The organism is Salmonella sp. SA15303 (genome assembly GCF_029962125.1).
Taxonomy (GTDB): Bacteria; Pseudomonadota; Gammaproteobacteria; order Enterobacterales; family Enterobacteriaceae; genus Salmonella; species Salmonella enterica.
The window spans coordinates 4,020,427-4,039,638 of record NZ_CP123924.1; the positions used below are offsets into that span (position 1 = coordinate 4,020,427).

A 19,212-nucleotide genomic window follows, 5' to 3' on the forward strand; every position below is an offset into this window, starting at 1 on the left:
TGCTTATTGAACCCGTCAAAGAGAAATTCCATGCGATCTGTGTTAACCATTTCCGCCGGCCTGCTTTTCGGCCTGGCGTTAAGTAGCGTCGCGCACGCGAACGACCATAAAATACTGGGTGTTATTGCCATGCCCAGAAATGAAACGAACGATCTCACGCTGAAAATTCCCGTCTGCCGCATCGTGAAGCGCATTCAACTCACGGCGGATCACGGCGACATCGAACTTAGCGGCGCATCCGTCTATTTTAAAACTGCGCGTAGCGCCAGCCAAAGCCTGAACGTCCCTTCCTCAATCAAACAGGGCCAGACGACAGGCTGGATCAATATTAATAGCGATAACGACAACAAACGCTGCGTATCAAAGATTACCTTCTCAGGCCATACGGTAAATTCTTCCGATATGGCGAGACTTAAAGTCATTGGCGACGATTAATCGCTGTTATTTCTATTCCAAAAGCCAGACTGAAAATGAACGTCACCTATTTACACGACGAGGATTTAGACTTTCTTCAGCATTGTAGCGAAGAACAACTCGCCGATTTCGCCCGTTTGCTGACGCATAACGAAAAGGGCAAGGCTCGCTTGTCGAGCGTCCTTAGTCATAACGAGCTGTTCAAAGCGATGGAAGGTCGCCCGGAGCAACACCGCCGTAACTGGCAGCTCATTGCCGGCGAGTTTCAGCATTACGGCGGCGACAGTATCGCCAACAAATTGCGCGGACACGGAAAACAGTACCGCGCGATTCTGCTGGATGTCGCAAAACGGCTAAAACTTAAAGCAGATAAAAGCATGTCGACGTTTGAAATAGAACAGCAACTGCTGGAGCATTTTTTACGTCATACCTGGCAGAAGATGGACGCGGCGCATAAGCAGGAATTTTTGCAAGCCGTAGACGCCAAAGTTTCTGAACTGGAAGAACTGCTGCCGCTGCTCATGAAAGATCGCAGTCTGGCAAAAGGGGTCTCCCACCTGCTTTCCACCCAGCTTACCCGCATTTTACGTACCCATGCCGCAATGAGCATCCTGGGTCACGGGTTGTTGCGCGGCGCAGGTCTTGGCGGCCCGGTCGGCGCGGCGTTAAACGGCGTCAAAGCGATGAGCGGCAGCGCGTATCGCGTGACTATTCCGGCAGTGTTGCAAATAGCCTGCCTGCGACGAATGATGGCAGCCGTTCAGGCGTGAATGCCCTCACTGGGGGAAATATTTTCTTTTCCCCCTTATTAGATCATAGACAGTCCTCTTCCCCCTGATTATTATGCCGCGCCCCGAATACGGAACTCGTTATTCTGGGAAACTATTTCACCATTCAATTATGATGATTTTGAGGAATTATGGGCAACACTAAGTTGGCTAATCCGGCACCGCTGGGCCTGATGGGCTTCGGCATGACCACCATTCTGCTTAACCTGCACAATGCCGGTTTTTTCGCCCTGGACGGTATTATTCTGGCGATGGGGATTTTCTACGGCGGTATCGCGCAAATTTTTGCCGGTCTGCTGGAGTACAAAAAAGGCAATACCTTTGGTTTAACGGCCTTTACCTCTTACGGTTCGTTCTGGCTGACGCTGGTCGCTATCCTGCTGATGCCGAAAATGGGCCTGACGGATGCGCCTGACGCTCAGCTACTCGGCGCTTATTTAGGTCTGTGGGGCGTGTTCACGCTGTTTATGTTCTTCGGTACGCTGAAAGCCGCCCGCGCGCTGCAATTTGTTTTCCTGAGCCTGACCGTACTGTTCGCTCTGCTGGCGGTCGGCAATATCACCGGTAACGAAGCCATTATCCATATCGCAGGCTGGGTTGGTCTGGTTTGCGGCGCCAGCGCTATTTATCTGGCGATGGGTGAAGTGCTAAACGAGCAATTTGGCCGCACTATTCTGCCAATCGGCGAGGCGCACTAAATCTCTTTTATTCCTCCCGCACCGGGAGGAATAACCCTACTATCAGTATTTTCCGGTCAGTCCGACATATTCTCACGTCTGGCGCTCTTTGGACGGAAAGCGGCAACCACTTCCGGCGCGGTTTCGACATACGGCCCGTCAAGCAGCTGTATGCAATACGGCACGCTCGCAAAAATGCCCGGCACGCTAACGCTGCCATCGTCCGCTTTTACGCCTTCCAGCGTTTCTTTGATCGATTTTGGCTGTCCAGGCAGATTAAGAATTAACGCCTGTTTACGGATAACGCCCACCTGGCGGGAAAGAATGGCGGTCGGCACAAAGCGCAGGCTGATCTGGCGCATCTGCTCGCCAAAACCTGGCATTTCACGGTCGGCGATGGCAAGGGTCGCGTCCGGCGTGACGTCGCGACGTGCCGGACCGGTACCGCCAGTGGTCAGCACCAGATGACAGCTCATCTCATCAACCAGTTCACATAAGGTCTGTTCGATGATCGCCTGTTCATCCGGGATCAGTCGCGTTTGCAGCTCAAAAGGGGTGGTAAGGGCAGATGCCAGCCACTCTTCAAGGGCCGGGATACCTTTATCCTGGTAAACGCCGCTGGAAGCACGGTCAGAAATGGAAACCAGGCCAATGCGTAAAGTATTCATGATTATTCCGTTTAAACAGTCTCGTTAAACAGAATGATACACTGCGAAGGGAAGGACAGACAGGTTTCAGAAGAGGTAGCGTGACCCATATCAGGGCCACGCGTTAATGATTACAGCAGATCGCCGATCATTTTTTCCAGTTTTTCCTGGTCTACCGCAAACTTACGGATACCGTCCGCCAGTTTGTCAACCGCCATGGGATCCTGGTGATGCTGCCACAGGAACTCAGCTTCGGTAATGCGTTCCGGGCGCGCCTTGACTTCGCCGGAGAAAGAGAGCTTACGCTCAATCGCCCCTTCGCTTTCCGCCAGTTCTTTCAGCAATGCCGGCGCGATAGTCAGACGGTCGCAGCCCGCCAGTTCCAGAATTTCGCCTACGTTACGGAAGCTTGCGCCCATAACGACGGTTTCGTAACCATGCTGTTTGTAGTACTCATAGATTTCCGTTACGGAAACCACGCCCGGATCTTCAGCTGGCGCATAGTCTTTCTTGTCGGTATTGGCTTTATACCAGTCAAGAATACGACCTACGAACGGCGAGATCAGGTAGACGCCCGCTTCGGCGCACGCACGCGCCTGCGCGAAGGAGAACAGCAGCGTCAGGTTACAGTTGATGCCTTCTTTTTCCAGCTGTTCGGCTGCACGAATGCCCTGCCAGGTGGACGCCAGCTTGATCAGGATACGATCGTTGCTGATACCCGCATCATTGTAGAGTTTAATGATACGTTTTGCTTTGGCGATAGACGCTTCAGTGTCATAAGACAGACGCGCGTCAACTTCGGTAGAAATACGCCCCGGCACCAGCTTCAGGATCTCCAGGCCAATATTCACCGCCAGCTTATCGGTCGCGTCAACAACCTGCTGCGCGCGGTCGCTGCTCTGCTGTTTCGCCCAGGCGACAGCATCGTCAATCAGCTTACGATATTCCGGGATTTGCGCTGCGTTAAGAATGAGAGAAGGGTTAGTTGTAGCATCCTGCGGCTGGTACAGCTTCATTGCCGCGATATCTCCGGTATCAGCCACTACGGTGGTGAACTGACGAAGGGAGGTCAATTTGTCCGTCATGATAGAGTTTCTCTTTAAACAGCTTGTTAGGGGATGTAACCGGTCTACCCTGATGATAACACGACGCACTCACAGCGCAACCGCCTACATGCACCTGGCTGCCCTTGTGAACTGTTTGCGTATCTGCCGACGGTTGATGCGCAATTAAAGGATACCGCCGTATTTATGGTAAACTGCCGTTAATATTAGTCTGACAAGGTCATCTACATCATGGGTCACGCTTATACAGGATCATCAAAGCGTGACGGCATCAACAAGAGGGACGTTAATGCCTGAGTTTTTCAGTTTTATTAACGAAATACTCTGGGGCTCGGTAATGATTTACCTGCTGCTCGGCGCAGGATGTTGGTTTACCTGGCGTACCGGATTCATTCAATTTCGTTATATTCGCCAATTTAGCCGCAGTCTGAAAGGCAGCCTTAGCCCGCAGCCAGGCGGCCTGACGTCATTTCAGGCACTGTGTACCAGCCTCGCGGCGCGGATTGGCAGCGGTAATCTGGCCGGCGTGGCGCTGGCTATCGCCGCAGGCGGTCCCGGCGCGGTATTCTGGATGTGGGTCTCGGCCATCATTGGCATGGCGACCTCCTTCGCCGAGTGTTCGCTTGCCCAGCTTTATAAAGAACGTGACCCGACAGGCCAGTTCCGCGGCGGCCCGGCGTGGTATATGGCGCGTGGGCTGGGAATGCGCTGGATGGGCGTGGTTTTCGCCCTCTTTCTGCTCGTCGCCTACGGGTTGATTTTTAATAGCGTGCAGGCGAATGCCGTCTCACGCGCGCTCCATTTCGCCTTCAACATTCCGCCGCTTATCTCCGGCATTGCTCTGGCGTTCTGTGCCCTGTTAATTATCATTCGCGGCATCAAAGGCGTCGCCCGTCTGATGCAATGGCTGATTCCCATCATCGCGTTATTGTGGGTCGCCGGCAGCGTATTCATTTGCCTCTGGCATATTGAGCAAATGCCTGGCGTTATCGCCTCGATAGTCAAAAGCGCATTTGGCTGGCAGGAAGCCGCGGCAGGCGCAGCCGGATATACGCTCACCCAGGCTATTACCAGCGGTTTTCAGCGTGGGATGTTCTCTAATGAAGCGGGAATGGGGTCAACGCCTAATGCGGCCGCAGCGGCAACGTCGTATCCACCTCATCCTGTCGCGCAGGGGATTGTGCAAATGATTGGTGTATTCAGCGACACCATTATCATCTGTACCGCCAGCGCGATGATTATCCTGCTGGCGGGGAATCACGCGTCCCATTCGTCAACAGAAGGCATTCAGCTTCTCCAACATGCAATGGTTTCGTTGACCGGTGAATGGGGCGCCAGTTTTGTCGCGCTTATCGTCATTCTGTTCGCGTTCAGTTCTATCGTCGCCAACTATATTTACGCCGAAAACAATCTGTTTTTTCTGCGGTTACATAACGCAAAGGCCATCTGGCTATTACGCCTTGCGACGCTTGGCATGGTTATCGCCGGTACGCTTATCAGTTTTCCGCTGATATGGCAGCTCGCTGACATGATCATGGCCTGTATGGCCATTACCAATCTGACAGCGATTTTGTTGCTCTCACCGGTGGTGTATACCCTCGCCGGCGATTATCTGCGACAACGGAAACTGGGCGTAAGACCGCAGTTTGATCCGCGGCGCTTCCCGGATATCGAACCACAACTGGCGCCAGATACCTGGGAGGCGGCATCGCGCGATTAAGCCGACAATCGCAACCATCGGTCAACTCTGCGGCGTTTTTTTGCTAAAGTCGCAGAAAATTCCCTGCAAGGACTGAATATGCTGATTCTGATTTCACCTGCAAAAACGCTTGATTATCAAAGCCCGCTGGCCACGACCCGCTATACCCAGCCGGAGCTGTTGGATCACAGCCAGCAGCTTATTCAACAGGCCCGCCAGCTTTCGGCGCCGCAAATTTCCAGGCTGATGGGAATTAGCGACAAACTGGCGGATCTCAACGCCACGCGTTTTCATGACTGGCAGCCTCATTTTACGCCGGATAATGCACGCCAGGCGATTCTGGCGTTCAAAGGCGATGTTTATACCGGCCTACAGGCGGAAACGTTCAACGACGCGGATTTTGATTTTGCTCAACAACATCTGCGTATGCTCTCTGGCTTGTATGGCGTATTGCGCCCGCTGGATTTAATGCAGCCTTATCGTCTGGAGATGGGGATTCGCCTGGAGAATCCGCGCGGCAAAGATCTTTATCAATTCTGGGGCGATATCATTACCGATAAGCTCAACGAAGCGCTTGAGGCGCAGGGCGATCGGGTGGTGGTGAATCTGGCCTCTGAGGAATATTTTAAATCGGTGAAGCCGAAGAAACTGAATGCCGAACTGATTAAGCCCGTGTTCCTTGATGAGAAAAACGGCAAGTTTAAGGTGGTAAGCTTCTACGCCAAAAAAGCGCGCGGACTGATGAGCCGTTTTATTATTGAAAACCGCTTAACGAAGCCGGAACAGCTTACCGCGTTTGACCGTGAAGGGTATTTCTTTGATGAAGAAACCTCCACACAAGACGAGCTGGTCTTTAAACGCTACGAGCAGTAACGACATCGCCGGATGGCGGTTACGCCTTATCCGGCCTACAAATCGGCGCCACCCCATAGGCCCGGTAAGCGACAGCGCCACCGGGCACAATGGTTACTGGCGGGTCATCATCAGCTTACGCAGGGCGGCAAAATCCGCAGGCAGATGATGTGAAAGCAGCGGCAGGTCGGCGCGTTCGGCGAGCGCTTCAGGCAAGGCCAGCGTTTCTCCCAGAATGGACTCCACGCTTTCTTTAAACTTCGCCGGATGCGCCGTTCCGAGAAACAAGCCATACTCGCCAGGGTTTAACTGGTCGCGTAATGCCCGATACGCTACCGCCGCATGAGGTTCCGAGATATAACCTTTCGCTTTCAGCTCGCGCATCGTCTGCTGTGTCGTAGTATCATCCACCGCCGCATAGCCCAGCTCAGTCAGGCGCCAGATTTTACGGCGGAATAGCTCCTCCACGCGCGGCCAGTTATTCGGCTGGCTGACATCCATCGCATTCGACAGGGTCGCCTGCGTCGCTTTCGGCGCCCACTTTCCGTCATGCAGAAAACGCGGCACAGTGTCGTTGACGTTGGTGGCGGCGATAAAACGTTTCACCGGTAGGCCTAACGACTTCGCCAGCAGCCCTGCCGTCAAATCGCCAAAGTTGCCGCTGGGGACGGAGATCACCAGTTGGTTACGCGCCCCCTGCGGCAGTTGCACCACGGCTTCAAAGTAGTAGCAAATTTGCGCCAACAGGCGGCTGATATTAATCGAATTAGCCGAATTCAGCCCCAGCGCCGTTTTCAGTTCTTCGTCATCAAATGCCTGTTTCACCAGCGCCTGGCACGCGTCGAAATCGCCGTCGATCGCCACGGTTTCAATGTTGCCGCCCAGCGTACAGAACAGTTTTTCCTGCAACGGACTGATCTTACCGCGCGGGTAGAGAATGACGACCCGCACATTTTCCAGGCCATAGAACGCGTGAGCCACCGCCGCGCCGGTATCGCCTGACGTTGCAGTCAGAATCGTCACCGGTTTGTCGCCGCTGATATGCGTCAGCATTTGCGCCATAAAACGCCCGCCGAAGTCTTTAAAGGCCAGCGTCGGACCATGGAACAGCTCCAGGCAGCCGACATCGCTTTCTACCTGCGCTACCGGCGCCGGGAACGCAAACGCCGCGCGGACGCGCTCTTCCAGAATTTGCTGCGGTATTTCATCGCCAATAAATGCCGAGAGGATCTTTGCGCTACGGCTGACAAAGTCCTGGTTGAGCATCTCATCAATTTCCGTCAGGCTAAACTCCGGCAGTTCGTGCGGAAAAAAAAGTCCCTGCTGTTTGCCCAGTCCTTGCGTGACGGCCTGCGCAAAGCTGACCTGCTCATTATGGTCTTTCAGATTATAGAGTTTCATTGATTATCCCACTACTCGTGCGCCCGCCGTATCCAGCCGGCAAATATGAACGAAGCCTTCCTGATTTTGCAGATAATGTTTGCTCAGCCAGTCCGCGACGCGCTGCGCCGTCTCCGGTTTATCGCATAGCGCAAACAGCGTCGGCCCCGACCCGGAAATCCCGCTCGCCAGCGCGCCGATCTCCGACACCGCCTGTCGCGCCTGGCTAAAGCCCGGCAGTAAACGCGCGCGGTATGGTTCGGCAATAACATCTTTCATCAACGCGGCGGCAAGCTGCGGCTGCCGCGAGTAACAGGCGTGAATAAAACCGGCCAGATGCCGTCCATGCGCAATGCAATCCTGACGGCGATACTGCGCAGGCAAAATGGCCCGTGCTTCTGCGGTAGAAACTTTAATGCCCGGATAAGCCAGTACCCATAGCCACTCATCAAAGCCCGGCACCTGCTGACTAATAATGCCGTTTTCTTCAATCATCAACTGCATACCGCCAAGAAAGCACGGCGCGACGTTATCGTAATGGATGCTGCCGGAGATACGGCCTTCCAGCTCGCCCATCAGCGCCAACAGACGCGTGTCGTTTAACGGTTTGCCGCAGTGCTCATTCATCGCGACCAGCGCAGCGACGACGGAACAGGCGCTGGACCCTAACCCGGAACCAATCGGCATATTTTTTTCCAGCGTCATCGCCACCGGGATGGTTTTCCCCAATGCCTGGCAAAAACGTTCCCAGCACTGATAAACAATATTTTCACGCGGCTCCGGCGGCAGTTTATCGGCAAATCGCCCCAGGTTATGCAGACGGAAATGGTCCGCTGCTTCAACGGATACCACATCGCCCAGCAACGTGCCGTCAACGGGTGTGACGGCTGCGCCCAACACGTCGAAACCGACGCTCATGTTCGCGCTGGAAGCCGGGGCATACACTTTCACCATGTTAAACTCCTAACTTCCATGAGAGGGTCCGTAACAGATCGGCAAACACGCCCGCCGCCGTCACATCATTGCCTGCGCCGTAGCCGCGCAGCACCAACGGCAAGGGCTGATAATAGTGGCTGTAGAACGCCAGCGCGTTTTCACCGTTTTTCACTTTGAAGAGCGGATCGTTACCATCAACTTCGGCAATCTTCACGCGGCACACGCCATCCTCTTCGATATTGCCCACATAGCGCAATACCTTACCTTCATCACGAGCTTTCGCCACACGGGCGGCAAACGCGTCGTCAAGCTGCGGCAGATGCGCCATAAAGGCGGTCACATCGCCGGAGGCGTCAAACTCGTCCGGCAACACCGGTTCAATCACAATATCGGAAAGCTCCAGCTCGCGGCCCGTCTCGCGGGCGAGGATCAACAGTTTCCGCGCCACATCCATACCGGAAAGATCGTCGCGCGGATCGGGTTCGGTATAGCCCATCTCGCGCGCCAGGGCGGTCGCCTGTGAGAGACTCATCCCCTCTTCCAGTTTACCGAAAATAAAAGAGAGCGACCCGGAAAGAATGCCGGAAAATTTTTGCAGTTCATCACCGGCATTCAGCAGGTTTTGCAGATTTTCGATTACCGGCAAACCGGCGCCGACGTTGGTGTCATACAAGAATTTGCGCCGTGATTGCGCGGCGGCGAAACGTAGCTGATGGTAGTAGTCCATCGACGAGGTGTTCGCTTTCTTGTTTGGCGTCACCACATGGAACCCTTCACGCAGGAAGTCGGCATATTGGTCGGCCACCGCCTGACTGGAGGTACAATCAACAATCACCGGATTGAGTAGATGATATTCTTTCACCAGGCGAATTAAGCGTCCCAGATTGAACGGCGCGTTCGCTTGCGCCAGTTCCGCCTGCCAGTTGTCCAGATTCAGGCCATGCACATTGGTTAGCAACGCCTTTGAGTTCGCCACGCCGCACACGCGTAGATCGATGTGCTTGTTCTTCAGCCAGGTTTGCTGACGTTTAAGCTGTTCCAGTAGCGCGCCGCCGACGCCGCCGACGCCAATGACAAACACTTCAATCACCTGATCGGTATTGAACAGCATCTGGTGCGTTACCCGCACGCCGGTGGTGGCATCGTCGTTATTCACCACCACAGAAATGGAACGCTCAGAAGATCCCTGAGCGATCGCCACGATATTGATATTGGCCCGCGCCAGCGCGGCGAAGAATTTCGCTGAAATGCCGCGTAGCGTGCGCATACCGTCGCCGACAACAGAGATAATCGCCAACCGCTCAGTAACCGCCAGCGGCTCCAGCAGCCCCTCTTTCAGCTCCAGATAGAACTCATCCTGCATCGCACGGCGGGCACGCGCGCAGTCACTCTGCGGCACACAGAAGCTGATGCTGTACTCAGAGGAGGACTGGGTAATGAGCACCACCGAGATCCCGGCACGAGACATGGCGGCGAAAACACGCGCCGCCATCCCAATCATCCCTTTCATTCCCGGGCCGGAGACGCTAAACATCGCCATGTTGTTAAGGTTAGAGATCCCTTTCACCGGCAGATTATCATCGTCGCTGGACGCGCCGATCAGCGTTCCTGGCGCCTGCGGATTACCGGTATTTTTAATCAGACAGGGGATCTGGAACTGGGCGATAGGCGTTATGGTGCGAGGGTGAAGGACTTTGGCGCCGAAGTAAGAGAGTTCCATCGCTTCCTGGTAGGACATCGATTTCAGCAGCCTGGCGTCCGGCACCTGGCGCGGGTCACAGGTATACACGCCATCGACGTCAGTCCAGATTTCACAGCAGTCAGCGCGTAAACAGGCGGCCAGCACGGCGGCGGAATAGTCGGAACCATTACGGCCCAGCACCACCAGTTCACCCTTTTCATTACCGGCAGTAAAGCCCGCCATCAGGATCATGTGATCGGCCGGGATCTGGCTGGCGGCGATACGGCGAGTCGATTCCGCGATATCGACGGTAGATTCAAGGTAATGGCCCACCGCCAGCAATTTTTCTACCGGATCGATCACCGTGACGCGATGCCCACGCGCCTCCAGAAGTCCCGCCATAATCGCGATCGACATTTTTTCGCCACGGCAAATCAGCGCGGCGTTGATGCTATCCGGGCACTGACCCAGCAGGCTGATACCATGCAAAACATGTTTGATCTGAGCGAATTCTTGTTCGACAACCATTTTCAACCGTGCAAGCGGGAATCCCGGCTGCGCGCTGGCAAGTCCTGCGAGCAGGTCAGAAAAAATACGTTCGGCATCGCTGATATTCGGCAAAGCATCCTGACCGCCGATAGTTTTTTCAATCATCGCCACCAGATGGTTGGTAATTTTCGCGGGGGCGGAAAGTACGGTCGCTACCTGCCCTTGCCTGGCATTGCTTTCCAGAATATCGGCAACACGCAGAAAACGTTCTGCATTTGCCACTGATGTACCGCCGAACTTCAACACTCGCATGGTTGTTACCTCGTGATCTCTGGTCGAAAAAAAAGCCCGCACTGTTCAGGTGCGGGCTTTTTTCTGTGTTTCCTGTACGCGTCAGCCCGCACCGTTACCTGTGGTAATGGTGATGGTGGTAATGGTGGTGGTGCTGATGCGGTTCATGGATGTTGTGTACTCTGTCATTTTTATTTGTCTGTCTTGTATTCCTATATTGGTTAAAGTATCTGCCCGCCTAAGTCAATAAATTTTTAAATTGATCACATTCCGAAATTTGTTCATGTGCTGCTGGCGATATATTTATTTTCAACCAATTCCCCCTGTTATGATCTCTTGAAACCAGACGTAATCTCTTATTATTTTAAAAATTACAGCACGTTATTTTGTTAGTTTTTTTTCAATATCATGAACCAAACGGTGCAACATTACCGTATCTCGCTGTCCCAGCAGGCCGATTCGCTGTTGTAGCCAGTCGGTTAATTTGTGGTCATCGGCCGCCTCCAGAGTCGTTAACAGACGTAAAAGGCGCGCGCGTAACGCCTGTAACTGCGATTCATCAGCAATATCAACGGATTCAGTGGTCTGTTGCATTAAACCTGCTAATTGATAGCAATACACCATGACCGCCTGACCCAGATTGAGCGAAGGGTAATCCGCCGCCATCGGCACGCCGGTCAATACATCCGCCAGCGCCAGCTCGTCATTGGTCAGACCGGAATCCTCACGGCCAAAAACCAGCGCGGCATGACGCATCCAGCGTGATTTTTCCTGTAATAAGGGAACCAGTTCAGCGGGCGAAGCGTAGTAATGAAATTTTGCCCGGCTGCGGGCTGTCGTCGCTACGGTAAAATCCACATCGTAGAGTGCGTCGGCAAGGGTGTGGAAAACCTCAATATTATCAATAATATCTCCAGATCCATGTGCGACCCAACGGGTGGCGGGCTCCAGGTGCGCCTGGCTGTCGACAATACGCAGGTCAGTAAATCCCATGGTCTTCATAGCCCGGGCGGCTGCGCCGATATTTTCCGCTCTGGCGGGAGCGACAAGAACGATTGTTACACGCATTTCATTACTCTTTTTGACTAATTTACAGGAAATTAGCTGGCGTTTGTAAGCATATTACGCTTCGCAAATTTACAAAATTTTAACGGATATCACTGAAAAAGCATTTTTGATTTCGTAAAAGACGCTACACTATTGCGTATCTGTACTATTGCTGTTTATGTTAACAGAACATCGTTATCCTGCTGTTTATTTAGGATAATTTAATTTAAAATAGATCCTGTTCTTTGGATTCATCACATTTATTAGTTGGCTTACGTAACTAGTTGGAATATTGCAAATTTGTGATGAAAGCTAGCATTTAGCTACGATGATTTCATCAAACTGTTAACGTGCTACAATTGAACTTGATATATGTCAACGAAGCGTAGTTTTATTAGGTGTCCGGTACGTCTTAGCCTGTTATGTTGCTGTTAAAATGGTTAGGATGACAGCCGTTTTTGACACTGTCGGGTCCAGAGGGAAAGTACCCACGACCAAGCTAATGATGTTGTTGACGTTGATGGAAAGTGCATCAAGAACGCAATTACGTACTTTAGTCATGTTACGCCGATCATGTTAATTTGCGACATGCATCAGGCAGGTCAGGGACTTTTGTACTTCCTGTTTCGATTTAGTTGGCAATTTAGGTAGCAAACATGCAGACCCCGCACATTCTTATCGTTGAAGACGAGTTGGTAACACGCAACACGTTGAAAAGTATTTTCGAAGCGGAAGGCTATGATGTATTCGAAGCGACAGATGGCGCGGAAATGCATCAGATCCTCTCTGAATATGACATCAACCTGGTGATCATGGATATCAATCTGCCAGGGAAAAACGGTCTCCTGTTAGCGCGTGAACTGCGTGAACAGGCTAACGTTGCGCTGATGTTCCTGACGGGCCGCGATAACGAAGTCGACAAAATTCTCGGCCTCGAAATCGGCGCGGATGATTACATCACCAAACCGTTTAACCCACGCGAATTGACCATCCGTGCCCGCAACCTGCTGTCCCGTACCATGAACCTGGGTACCGTCAGCGAAGAGCGTCGTAGCGTTGAAAGCTACAAGTTCAACGGTTGGGAACTGGATATCAACAGTCGTTCACTGATCGGCCCGGACGGCGAGCAGTATAAACTACCGCGCAGCGAGTTCCGCGCGATGCTTCACTTCTGCGAAAACCCTGGCAAAATTCAGTCACGCGCAGAGCTGTTGAAGAAAATGACCGGGCGCGAGCTGAAGCCGCATGACCGTACTGTTGACGTTACCATTCGTCGTATTCGTAAGCATTTCGAATCCACGCCGGATACGCCGGAAATCATCGCCACCATTCACGGCGAAGGTTATCGCTTCTGCGGCGACCTGCAGGATTAATTCGGCCCAGGCGCCAAACCGTAAAAACAGCCGGTAAGTTATTCTTACTGGCTGTTTCTTATGTCCCCCTTCCGCTAAGCGGCCTCGCTTTCCCTCCTGACCTGCCGTTATGACGTACTCTTTTACATAAAAATTGTCGTATAGCGCTGTTTATCTCAGCTTGCGAAAGTTAAGGTAGTTTGTGTATTTACATTAAAGAGTAATACACGGGATTTGTTAGTCCCCAAAAAATAAGGGGATGCTCACAGGACGTGAGGTTTCAAAGGATGAAAAAATCACCATTATGCTGCTACCTGTTTTGTGCAGCGATGTCAGCTTCATCAGCCGCGCTGGCTGCTACCGCGCCGGTCTCCGCAGGCGTTATTCATTTCAAAGGCCAGATTGTCGAATATGGTTGTAATCTTGCGCCTCACGATCGCAATATCGAGGTATCATGTTTGCGGAATAATATCCCCCATTTACAGACAGTCGCCACACCGTCTGGAAACGCTATTTCGTTGATGAATGGAATCGCCACGGTACGGCACGTGTCGTTAAAAGATCATCCGGAGATTCAAAGTCTGATCGTCCAGTACCGCTAACCGCTTATGGCTCCCGCCGGGAGGAGTTCCGGCAGGCGGCGATTTCGCTCAGTAAAACGCCGCCCGCCTGCATTTTGTACTTTTCTCTCATTCGTATCCTACAACAGCGATGTTCATCGCTTCGCTATCCTGTACGCTCTACGTGCTCGTTAAGCACGGTACCTATGATAGCTGTCATAAAATGATTGCAAATAAAATCATCACATTTACTATGGTTAACCTTAAAAACAGCGTTGTCGCTCATGCATTGATAAGGTGAATACATTGACTTAAATATTCTTGTTGGCTATTTTAATTTACTTAATTATAATTTAAGTAAATATTAAATTTATGTTTACCTTTTAATAGTCAACCACTTTATCAGCCATAATAATGGGGAAGATATGAAGCAGTTAAACGGCGGGAATGTGTATCGTCCCACAGGGAAAGAAAAAAACCTGCAAGCCATTTTAAATATTCATCGGCACGTTATTCAAAACATCTCCCCTGTCACTATTACGGCCGGTAAAACACTGGATATCAAGATTGATAATCAATCCCACATCCTGTTAATCACTAAAGGCGCTATTAAAGTATGTCGGCGTATCGACAGCATTGTAATGGGCTGCGGTGTCTCACCAATGATTTTAGGCCTTGTAGATGCCTATGCTGACTTATACCAGTTAGAAGAGAATTCAGACGTCTTTTTTATCGCCGAAACCACCTGTGAATATTATCCTGTCCCAGTAAAAGATTTTGTGTAAATAGCTGATGAAAAGCATCTCTGGCGTGACATTTCGAACATCCTGATGTACCGCATTGCTTTCATGACTAACCGTGACAGAAATCTTATCGGGCAGGACGCCTATAGCCAGATAAAAGCGCTGTTACTTGAACTGTGGTCGTATCCTGAAAGCTCACGATTTGAGATCAATGCACAGAACTTCATACAGCAGAGAACCGGGCTTTCACGCAGCCGTATCATGCAGGTACTTTCAGAACTAAAAGCGGGGGACTATATAAAAATACTGCATGGAAGACTGTTAGAGCTTCGAAACCTGCCGGTTTCATTTTAAACGGACAAGCGTCGTATATTATTAAAAATAAAGCAATATAGAGTTAAATAAATCCTCCAGGAAATAATAACTATTATCAAAAAAGAGATCTTGCTCTATAAATCCAGTCATCAACCATACTTCTTTAGTGGTATTTTATTAAACTTTGTTACCGGGTCCGAAACTGGACTGCCGTTCAATATTGCATCAGAATTTTTATTGAGTTCATAGTTGATATACGTAGAATAGCCGCCTGCTTATCTACAGAACAGAAAGAAGCGCATACAGAGTAAAATATAATATTTTATTTTATATGGCTATCTTTATTTTTCAGCGAATAGAATCAGGCAACAATTAATATGTTTAATAAGAAAATTATCATCCTGGCAATGTTAACTGCCGTAGCATCCACACCGGTATTTGCCCAGAACACGATTACGTTCAATGGCAAAATTTACGATCAGGCGTGTACGGTTCAGGTGAATGGCTCCACGGATACCACCATTGATTTGGGTAATTACAGCAAAGAACGCATCGCGGAAAAAGGCGCCACAACCGATTACGTGCCGTTTACCGTAAGCCTGGTTAGCTGCCCGGAAGCAGGGACTGGCGTACCAACCCAGGCCATGTTCCGCTTCCACGGCGCAACAGATGATTCTAACCCAACGTACTTCAAAAACGCGGACGAAGGATCGGAAACGGGCGCCGCGGGTGTCGGTATTTCTATTCAGAACGCTTCACATAGCGATGTGACAGATAACACGAATGATGCCGCAGTAAACCTGCCAACCGACGGCTCGACAGCAGACTTTACCTATTACGCCGCCATGGCAAACGATGGTTCCGCAACCGTAACCGGTGGAGATGTTAGCACTCAGGTTACGTATACCGTTTCGTATCAGTAAGGCATTCTCATCCTGATGTGGACAGGCAGGATGCCAGTCCATAGCGTAAAACATCTTTACAGAGTAAAAAATGAAACACATAAAGAAATCCGTGTTGGCCGTATTACTGACAAGCCATGTTGCCCATGCCAGCATTGTTGTTGGCGGAACCCGACTGGTTTTCGACGGCAATAATGATGAGTCGTCAATCAATGTAGAGAATAAAGACAGCAAAGCGAATCTTGTTCAGTCATGGTTATCGGTTGCCGATCCCCAGGTCACAAATAAGCAGGCGTTTATTATCACCCCGCCTCTTTTTCGCCTTGATGCCGGGCAAAAGAACAGCATTCGGGTTATTCGCTCTGGCGCCCCTCTACCTGCAGATCGGGAGTCTATGTACTGGCTCAATATTAAGGGTATTCCTTCTATTGATGATAATGCCTCCGCGAACCGCGTGGAAATCTCCATTAATACCCAAATAAAGCTTATTTATCGACCGCCAGCATTAACAAAATCAACGCCTGATAGCCAGAGCCAACAATTAAAATGGCAGACGGCAGGTGATGTTATTACCGTAAATAACCCCACTCCCTATTATATGAACTTTGCCAGTGTGACGCTTAACAGCCATGAAGTGAAATCAGCGACCTTCGTTCCGCCAAAATCATCAGCGTCATTTAAATTGGGTTCTACTGCCGCCCCTCATGGCACGGTAACGTGGCGATTAATCAGCGATTATGGGATGAGTTTAGAGCCGCATTCCGGTTCATTCTAGCCATTAACGACTTCATTTTACTTTTACCCTTTCAGGACTTTTACTGTGCAATTCTCCAGAGTAGAGCCCCGTTCTCAATTAGCGTTATCGTTTCTCTTTATATGCTGTTCCATAAAACCAGCGTTAGCGCATGATCATTTTAATCCATTATCGTTGGAAAATGATGAACCGGGCGTGGAGAATGTCGATCTATCGGTTTTCGAAAAGGGGGGGCAGGCAGAAGGCACCTATAATGTTGATATTTATATTAATAACACTAGTGTTGAAACAAAAAATATTGCCTTTAAAAATAAAAAATCAGCAGATAATAAGCTCTCCCTACAGCCATGTCTTAGCGTTGAACAACTCAAGCAGTGGGGCGTAAAAACAGAAAACTTCCCCGAGCTTAAAAATGACCCAAACGGGTGTACCGATCTTAGTCTGCTGGCTGGCGCTGTAGCAAAGTTTAATGTCATCGGTAACCGGCTGGATTTAGCGATCCCTCAAATCGCGTTGATCGCCGACCCGCGAGAATTCGTCCCTACCAGCGAATGGGATGAAGGCATTAATGCTTTTTTGCTGAACTACAGTTTTACCGGATCGCAGGATCACGATATTGATGAAAACCGGACGGAAAATAGCGAATACGCTAACCTGCGCCCTGGTATTAACATTGGCGCATGGCGTTTTCGTAACTACTCAACCTGGAATCATGATAGCGATGGGCAAAATAGCTGGGATTCTGCCTACACCTATGTTTCTCGCGATATCGAATTTTTAAAAGGACAGCTGATCGCCGGGGAAAATAACACGCCCGCGGACGTCTTTGACAGTATTTCATTTAAAGGCGTACAGATCTCTTCTGATGACGATATGTTGCCGGACAGTATGAAAGGGTTCGCCCCGGTCATTCGCGGGGTAGCCAAAAGCAGCGCGCAGGTAACCGTTGAACAAAACGGTTATACCATCTACAAAACTAACGTTCCGGCGGGCCCATTCGCCATCAACGATCTTTATCCAACCGGCGGTTCGGGCGACCTGTACGTCACCATCAAAGAATCCGATGGTTCTGAACAGCATTTCATTGTGCCCTACGCCAGCGTTCCGGTATTACAGCGTGAAGGCCACCTGAAATACGACCTGACGGTAGGCCGCACGCGTTCATCAGATACGCATTCCGCGCAACAGAACTTCGCTGAACTGACGGCCTTATACGGATTAGCAGGCGGCATAACCGCCTATGGCGGAATAGAGAGTACGCTGAGCAATGATGTTTATCATGCGGCGCTCATCGGGACAGGCTTAAACCTTGGCGATCTGGGCGCATTGTCTTTAGATGTCACCAACTCATGGTCAAAAATTAAAGCAGGCGATGTGGTTAGCAATACGCTTACCGGACAATCCTGGCGTATTCGTTACAGCAAAGATATTCAGTCAACAGGCACCAATTTTACTGTCGCTGGCTACCGTTATTCGACCAAAGATTACTACGCTCTTGAGGATGTGCTGGATACCTATAGCGATAATAGTCACTATGATCATGTCCGCAATCGCACCGACCTGTCGTTGTCGCAAGACATTATCTACGGTTCCATTTCACTCACTTTATATAATGAAGATTACTGGAATGACACTCATACCACATCATTAGGTATTGGCTATAACAACACATGGCATAACGTAAGCTATGGCATTAACTATTCTTATACGCTGAACGCCGATAATTCTCAGGATGAAGACGACGATACGGAAGACAGTAATGACCAGCAAATTTCAATCAATATTAGTATTCCGTTAGATGCCTTTATGCCGTCAACGTATGCCACCTACAATATGAACTCCGCGAAAGACGGCGATACCACGCATACTGTCGGTTTAAACGGAACAGCGCTGGCACAGAAAAATCTCTCATGGAGCGTTCAGGAAGGTTATTCCTCTCAAGAGAAAGCCACCAGCGGTAATGTGAGCGCAACCTATAACGGGACGTATGCGGATATTAACGGCGGATATAGCTACGATAATCATATGCGTCGCCTGAATTATGGCGTTCAGGGCGGCGTACTGTTACATCGAAATGGCCTGACACTATCCCAGCCAATGGACGACACCATCATATTGGTTAAAGCCCCTGGCGCAGCGGGTGTCCCCGTGAATAACGAAACGGGCGTGGACACCGATTTTCGGGGTTATGCCGTTGTACCTTATGCTTCGCCTTACCATCGTAATGAAGTCTCTTTAGATACGACGGGCATTAGAAAAAATATTGAGCTCATTGATACCAGTAAAACGCTGGTGCCTACCCGTGGCGCGGTGGTCAGGGCTGAATATAAAACCAATATTGGTTACAAGGCATTGATGGTATTAACCCGCATAAACAATCTTCCTGTTCCTTTTGGCGCGACCGTCTCGTCTTTAACAAAACCAGACAATCACAGCAGTTTTGTTGGTGATGCGGGGCAAGCCTGGTTAACCGGACTGGAAAAACAAGGGCGGTTATTAGTGAAGTGGGGGCCAACAGCAGCAGACCGGTGTCAGGTCTCTTATCGTATACCGAGCTCCCCCTCCGCTTCTGGCGTAGAAATCTTACACGAGCAATGCCAGTGATTCTGGTGGGATAAAAG

18 protein-coding genes, 1 pseudogene and 1 other annotated feature are annotated in these 19,212 nt (G+C 50.6%); of the genes and pseudogenes, 11 read left to right on the plus strand and 8 right to left on the minus strand.

Annotation, left to right across the window (positions count from 1 at the left end; genetic code table 11):
- Positions 1 to 30 precede the first annotated feature (30 nt).
- The 3 genes from QEN31_RS19780 to satP all read left to right on the plus strand — a co-directional run bounded on the left by QEN31_RS19780 (position 31) and on the right by satP (position 1,900).
- The gene (locus tag QEN31_RS19780; protein ID WP_064239837.1) at positions 31 to 435 is read left to right on the plus strand and encodes a DUF2541 family protein; all 405 of its coding nucleotides are present in this window, start codon (positions 31 to 33) and stop codon (positions 433 to 435) included.
- A 35-nt stretch (positions 436 to 470) separates the two neighbouring features.
- Entirely contained in the window at positions 471 to 1,184 is a 714-nt protein-coding gene (msyB, locus tag QEN31_RS19785) for an acidic protein MsyB (RefSeq protein WP_064239836.1), read from the plus strand.
- A 149-nt stretch (positions 1,185 to 1,333) separates the two neighbouring features.
- On the plus strand, positions 1,334 to 1,900 hold the full coding sequence (satP, locus tag QEN31_RS19790; RefSeq protein WP_000528525.1) for an acetate uptake transporter: 567 nt from the start codon (positions 1,334 to 1,336) through the stop codon (positions 1,898 to 1,900).
- 56 nt (positions 1,901 to 1,956) lie between these two features.
- Here satP and mog read toward each other — a convergent pair whose 3' ends face one another.
- Both mog and tal read right to left on the minus strand, forming a co-directional pair.
- Positions 1,957 to 2,547, minus strand: a complete 591-nt coding sequence (mog, locus tag QEN31_RS19795; RefSeq protein ID WP_020437681.1) for a molybdopterin adenylyltransferase — start codon at positions 2,545 to 2,547, stop codon at positions 1,957 to 1,959.
- A gap of 110 nt (positions 2,548 to 2,657) precedes the next feature.
- Positions 2,658 to 3,611 (minus strand): transaldolase, encoded by a 954-nt coding sequence (gene tal / locus QEN31_RS19800; RefSeq protein ID WP_000130175.1) that lies wholly within the window; start codon positions 3,609 to 3,611, stop codon positions 2,658 to 2,660.
- Positions 3,612 to 3,879: 268 nt separating this feature from the next.
- On the opposite strand from tal, the gene QEN31_RS19805 reads away from it, so the two are divergent.
- Positions 3,880 to 5,310 (plus strand): alanine/glycine:cation symporter family protein, encoded by a 1,431-nt coding sequence (locus tag QEN31_RS19805; RefSeq protein WP_001748842.1) that lies wholly within the window; start codon positions 3,880 to 3,882, stop codon positions 5,308 to 5,310.
- A gap of 78 nt (positions 5,311 to 5,388) precedes the next feature.
- The gene (yaaA, locus tag QEN31_RS19810; protein WP_000906175.1) at positions 5,389 to 6,162 is read left to right on the plus strand and encodes a peroxide stress protein YaaA; all 774 of its coding nucleotides are present in this window, start codon (positions 5,389 to 5,391) and stop codon (positions 6,160 to 6,162) included.
- Between the two features lie 93 nt (positions 6,163 to 6,255).
- On the opposite strand, the gene thrC is transcribed toward yaaA, so the two are convergent.
- The 6 genes from thrC to yjjY all read right to left on the minus strand — a co-directional run bounded on the left by thrC (position 6,256) and on the right by yjjY (position 12,526).
- Positions 6,256 to 7,542 carry a threonine synthase gene (thrC, locus tag QEN31_RS19815; RefSeq protein ID WP_023197801.1) on the minus strand — a complete coding sequence of 429 codons (1,287 nt, stop codon included), beginning with the start codon at positions 7,540 to 7,542 and terminating at the stop codon, positions 6,256 to 6,258.
- A gap of 3 nt (positions 7,543 to 7,545) precedes the next feature.
- Entirely contained in the window at positions 7,546 to 8,475 is a 930-nt protein-coding gene (gene thrB / locus QEN31_RS19820; protein ID WP_000241685.1) for a homoserine kinase, read from the minus strand.
- Between the two features lies 1 nt (position 8,476).
- Complete coding sequence (gene thrA / locus QEN31_RS19825) at positions 8,477 to 10,939, minus strand: bifunctional aspartate kinase/homoserine dehydrogenase I (RefSeq protein ID WP_001264677.1); 2,463 nt, start codon at positions 10,937 to 10,939, stop codon at positions 8,477 to 8,479.
- A gap of 25 nt (positions 10,940 to 10,964) precedes the next feature.
- Positions 10,965 to 11,085 (minus strand) — a sequence feature (Thr leader region).
- Positions 11,021 to 11,086, minus strand: a complete 66-nt coding sequence (thrL, locus tag QEN31_RS19830; protein WP_001575544.1) for a thr operon leader peptide — start codon at positions 11,084 to 11,086, stop codon at positions 11,021 to 11,023. (Overlaps the previous feature by 65 nt.)
- A gap of 213 nt (positions 11,087 to 11,299) precedes the next feature.
- The gene (locus QEN31_RS19835; RefSeq protein ID WP_099949721.1) at positions 11,300 to 11,986 is read right to left on the minus strand and encodes a tRNA/rRNA methyltransferase; all 687 of its coding nucleotides are present in this window, start codon (positions 11,984 to 11,986) and stop codon (positions 11,300 to 11,302) included.
- 399 nt (positions 11,987 to 12,385) lie between these two features.
- Entirely contained in the window at positions 12,386 to 12,526 is a 141-nt protein-coding gene (gene yjjY / locus QEN31_RS19840) for a protein YjjY (protein WP_001541509.1), read from the minus strand.
- A 95-nt stretch (positions 12,527 to 12,621) separates the two neighbouring features.
- Here yjjY and arcA point away from each other — a divergent pair, with 95 nt between their 5' ends.
- From arcA to QEN31_RS19870, 6 genes and pseudogenes are all read left to right on the plus strand, one after another.
- Positions 12,622 to 13,338 carry a two-component system response regulator ArcA gene (arcA, locus tag QEN31_RS19845; protein WP_001194359.1) on the plus strand — a complete coding sequence of 239 codons (717 nt, stop codon included), beginning with the start codon at positions 12,622 to 12,624 and terminating at the stop codon, positions 13,336 to 13,338.
- Positions 13,339 to 13,604: 266 nt separating this feature from the next.
- Positions 13,605 to 13,919 carry a hypothetical protein gene (locus QEN31_RS19850; protein WP_000749515.1) on the plus strand — a complete coding sequence of 105 codons (315 nt, stop codon included), beginning with the start codon at positions 13,605 to 13,607 and terminating at the stop codon, positions 13,917 to 13,919.
- A 383-nt stretch (positions 13,920 to 14,302) separates the two neighbouring features.
- A pseudogene (locus tag QEN31_RS19855) lies at positions 14,303 to 14,974 on the plus strand (helix-turn-helix domain-containing protein).
- A gap of 338 nt (positions 14,975 to 15,312) precedes the next feature.
- Entirely contained in the window at positions 15,313 to 15,858 is a 546-nt protein-coding gene (locus QEN31_RS19860) for a fimbrial protein (RefSeq protein ID WP_000482241.1), read from the plus strand.
- A 70-nt stretch (positions 15,859 to 15,928) separates the two neighbouring features.
- Positions 15,929 to 16,612, plus strand: coding sequence for a fimbrial biogenesis chaperone SthA (sthA, locus tag QEN31_RS19865; RefSeq protein WP_000680512.1), 684 nt, complete (start codon positions 15,929 to 15,931; stop codon positions 16,610 to 16,612).
- Positions 16,613 to 16,657: 45 nt separating this feature from the next.
- Positions 16,658 to 19,195, plus strand: coding sequence for a fimbrial outer membrane usher protein (locus tag QEN31_RS19870; protein WP_099949722.1), 2,538 nt, complete (start codon positions 16,658 to 16,660; stop codon positions 19,193 to 19,195).
- The last annotated feature ends 17 nt before the right edge of the window (positions 19,196 to 19,212 follow it).